We start from the raw sequence: 4,323 nt of genomic DNA, 5'->3' as shown, positions 1-4,323 counted from the left end.
GTCGAGCCGCGCGGCAGTGGACAGGTCGGCAGCCGCAGCCTCGAAGCGCGCCGCCAGCGCATGCGCCTTCGCGCGGCCCCGCCAGAGCGCGGGCGAGGTATCGGGTTCGATGGCGATGGCGGCATCGAAGGCGCGCGTCGCGCCGGCTGCGTCACCCCGCGCGAGTTCGATCTCGCCAAGCTCCGACTGCGCGGCGGCCTGCTCCCCGGGATGCTGCGCGGCGAGCGCCAGCGCGGCCCGCGCCGCGGCCGCCGCATCGTCCAGCCGACCGAGCAGACGCCGCGCCGTCGCGCCCAGCCGCAGGCAACGCGCCTCGTCGCGCACGGCAGCGCGCGCGCGATGAATCGCGGCCGCCTCGTCGATCGCCGCCACCGCATCGGCCATGCGCCCTTCGCGCACGAGCGCATCGGCATGGCGCAGCAGTGCCTCGGCCAGCGCCGGTGCATCGCCGCCCGCACGGGCCGCACCGACGTTGCGCAGTGAGATCTCGACGGTGGAACTCATGCTTGCCCCTGCTCCTGTTCCGGTGGGCGCTGCGTGACGATCTTGCCTTCGCCTTCGAGCCGCCGCGCGGTGGCCTCGATCGCGACGGCCCGCTCGTTGCGATGCTGCACGGCCCATGCGCTCAATTGTGCGGCGAGCGACGCCACATGCTGCTGCCGCTCGTCCGCCGCGTCCTGCAGCGATGCGCCGCGCGCGGTCGCGGCATCGCGGCGGCGGCGCGCCTCGGCCAGCGTGGCCTCGTTCGCATCGCGCAGGCCGGTGGCGCCTTCGTCGGCGGTGTGCAGGCGCTGGTCGGAGCTCTGCGCCTGTTCGCCGGTCGCGTCCAGCCGCCGGCCGTCGCTCAGCAACTCGCCCTGTCGTGCAGGCTGCTCGGTGTCCACGCCGAGCATGCGCGCGCCCATCTTGTCGAAGGCGGCCTGCATTTCCTGCGCTTCCTTGTTCATCTGAGCCATCTTGTCGCCGGCATCGCCGGGCAATTCCGATGCGATGCTGGTGAAGCCTTCCCACGCAGCGAGCGGCACGCTGAGCGCCGCGAGGCCGGTAGCACGGCTCGGATAGCCGGCGACCAGGCCCGCCGCTTCCTGCTGGCGGCGCTGCTGGTCCTGGTTGGCGGCATCGCGCCGTGCGACCGCAGCCTGGTGCGCCGCCACCGCGGTCAGCCCGCGCCGCGTATCGGCCATGGTGCCCGCGATGGGCGCGCGATTCGCCTGCAATGACTGCACGCGGTCCCCCTGGTGCTCGGCCTCGCGCTCGGCGCGGGCGCGTACGGCCAGCATGTTGAGGATCTGGTTCTGGATCGCGACGATCTCCGCCGGCGTGGCGGGCGGCGGCGTGTAGTGCGGGTTGATGCGCTCCACGCCTTCGGCGGGCTGGTTGTCCGCGGTGAACATCTCGCGGTGCGCAGCCTGCTGCTGCGCATAGGTCGGCGCCTCGCCGCCGCCGCCGAAGAGCTGCGGCAGGAACAGCGCGCCGACCTGATGCGCGCGCGTGCCGAGGGTCGGCTCGCCGGGTCCGGGCTGCGGACCGCCCACCGGTGCGCCGGCCGTCGCGGTGCGCGCCTCGCGGGCGGCCGTGGCCCAGTCGCCGGTGATCGCGGGCGACGCGCGCGCGGCCGCGGGCGCTTGTGTCGTTGTCTCGGCGGGCGCGACGCGGGCCTGCCCCGCGCTGGCCGCAGGCGGTGCCATGCCGAGCGCGTTCCAGTCCACGATCACCGAAGGCTCGCCGCCCGTGTCGGCACGCCCTCCTCCACGCGGCGCCGCTGGCTGCTGCGGCGCACCGGGTCCATAGCGCTCGACATCGATGAAGATCTCCCCTTCGCGCTGCTGGAAGCGGCGGCGCGCGGCGGCGTCCTGCAACAGCAGCCATGACTGCTCGCGCGACAGCCCTGGCGTGTGCAAAGCCGCGCGCGCACTGGCCTGCAGCTCCTCGTGCCACACCTCGTCGCGCGTCTGGCCGCCAAGCGCAGCCTCGCGGTGGCCGATGACTTCGTGGCCGATCACGGCGCGTGCCTCCAACGCGGCATTGGCGGGATTGGCGAGACCCGCCGGCCGCTCTGCCACCGGCAGCGGGTTCACATCGGGTCCGATCACCAGCGCGTCGTAACCGGGGTGGAAGGAGGTGTCGCCCTGCCCCTGGTGGATGTTCTCGCGCGGCATGCCAATGCCGACCGCCATCTCGACCTTCTCCTGGAACTGCGCGCCAGTCAGCGGCTCGCGGCTTCGCGTGCTGGCTTCGCCCACACGCAGCGGCACGTCGGGCGATGTGCGCGCGGGCGCCTCCAGATTCAGCGGCAACTGGTTGGGGTTCGGCGGCGGCCGGTCGAAGCCCGGCAGGGACACCTGCTCCGGCTGCTGCACGGCGGGCCGCGCCGCCGGATGCACCATGCCCGGCAGTTGCAGCTGGGTGCCGGGTGGCGCGGCCAGATGGTGCGGATCGGGTTGATTGAAGGTTCGGGCCCAGTCGATGTCCGTCTCGGCCATCGGCCTGCCGAAGGGCGCCGCCACATCGGCAGCCAGGGGCCGCGGCGCCGTGCCGTGGCTGTACGCCGGCGAGCCCGGCGCACTTTCGGGCGCGACCAGCGGACTCAGGCCGAACAGATAGCCGGCATGCTCCATCGCCGTCTGCCCCGCGACCGCCTCGGGCACCATCGCAGGCGGCTGTCCCGGCTGCGGCGGCGTGCGCTGGCCATGGCTCGCGATGGAGACGGCCTCCTCCAGCGAAGCTGGCGTGCCCAGCGCGCGCATCAGCGCGCCCGGATTGGCTTCCTGTTGCGCTTGCGGACCTCGCAGCGACCGGTGTTCTCCCACCGGCATGTTGACGGTGACGTCCTCCGGACCTTCGTAGCCCGCGACCGCCCGTCGCAAAAAGGCCTGTTGCTCGATGTGATGCGACTGCTCGCCCGGGGTGCGCGGCGAAGCCTGATAGAGATCGGGGGCCGGTGTTCCCGGCCGCGCGGTGTCTCGCCCCGGCACGTGGTGCCGCGCCACGTTGTAGGGACCGCTGCCGGGCGCGGTGGGTGCGGTGCCGCCTTCGGCTTCCGCCCGCAGCCGCCGCAGCCAGGCGCTGTGGGCGTCGGGCGGTGCGATTTCGTCGGCGCGTTGCGGCTGACGGGGTCCGCGCGGCGGCGGCGTGCCGGGGACGCCGGGCAGTTCCAGTTGCTGCGGCGCCGCCCACGCGACACCCTCGTCACCCACGCGCAGACCGGGCGATGCCTCGACGTCTGCGACGCTCGGCCGCGCCGGCCCTTCCGTTGCGATACGCCCCGGCGCGGCGCTCGCGGGCGGCTGCTCGAAATGCACCTGCGGCCCATCGCCCGACGCGGCCGGCGGCGATTCCCGAGGCGGCAACGGCCGGGTCGGCGCGCCGTCGTCGGCCGGCGGCGGCGGACGTGCACCGATGTGCGCCGCCTTGCCGCCCACCCACGAACCCAGCGCTGCGCCCGAGGCGGCAGCGGCCGAAGACAGATCGCGCCCGCCCGCCTCCACCTCGCGCGGATCGGCCTGCGTGGTGAACGAATGCAGCGCGCGGAAGAGCGTGATGCAGGGATTCAGCAGCGCCGAGTTCACGCCGTCGAGCACCATCGTGACGACATTGATGGCCGCGCTGATCTCCTCGCAGGTCACCGCCAGTTCGCCGGCCGCGATCGCGATGCCCGCCGTCGCGCCGAAGGTGAAGAAGGCCAGCACGCCGGCACCGGCCGCCACCCCGATCGCCACCGCCTGCACCACGCCGACGATGCCGTTGATCACGCCGAGGATCTGCGACACCACGTCGATCACCGCGCTCACCGAGGCCAGGCTGTTGGCCAGCACTTCGTAGGTGTCGCCGCCTTCGCCGAACTTGCCGATGGTCGAGGCGGTGGCGTCCCAGTCGCGTGTGAGCAGGCCGTGCAGCGCCATGCCGCCGCCGATGATCGGCCCCAGCACCGGCACCGCGCGCGAGACGAGGCCGATGGCCAATCCCATCGACGCGCCCGATGCCACGCCTTCGATGAATCCGCCGCCGACCGATTCGGCGATGAACTCGGCGCGCTGGATCGAGGCCACCTCTCCCACGCGGCCCAGCGCGCCGGCCCAGCGCTGGTGCTCGGCCAGTTCGATGTCGATCAGCACGAGATCGCCGGTCTCGATCTCGCCCGCATGCGTTTCGGGTGGCGGCGCGGTGTCGCGCCGCGGCGGATCGGCGGTGAGCGGACCGCCGTGTGCGCCACGGGCACCGCGGCCTCCCTTGCCGCCCGGGCGGCCCGAGGCGGCGGCGCCGGCGGAACCCCCCGCGGCACCCGCAGCGCCGGAACCGGCAGCCGCGCCCGCGGCACCGGCA

General features: G+C 74.0%; 2 pseudogenes. Both read right to left on the bottom strand.

Annotated elements, in window-relative coordinates:
• Nucleotides 1-504 (bottom strand): annotated as a pseudogene (locus AC1D2E_RS34860) (hypothetical protein); the annotation flags it as partial.
• Nucleotides 501-4,323, bottom strand: a pseudogene (locus tag AC1D2E_RS34855) (hypothetical protein); the annotation flags it as partial. The pseudogenes AC1D2E_RS34860 and AC1D2E_RS34855, both read right to left, overlap by 4 nt.

The sequence above is a fragment of the Variovorax sp. P1_H2 genome (assembly GCF_056405295.1).
Note: the sequence above shows the minus strand (reverse complement) of the source record. Positions and strands in the feature narration are given on the sequence as shown.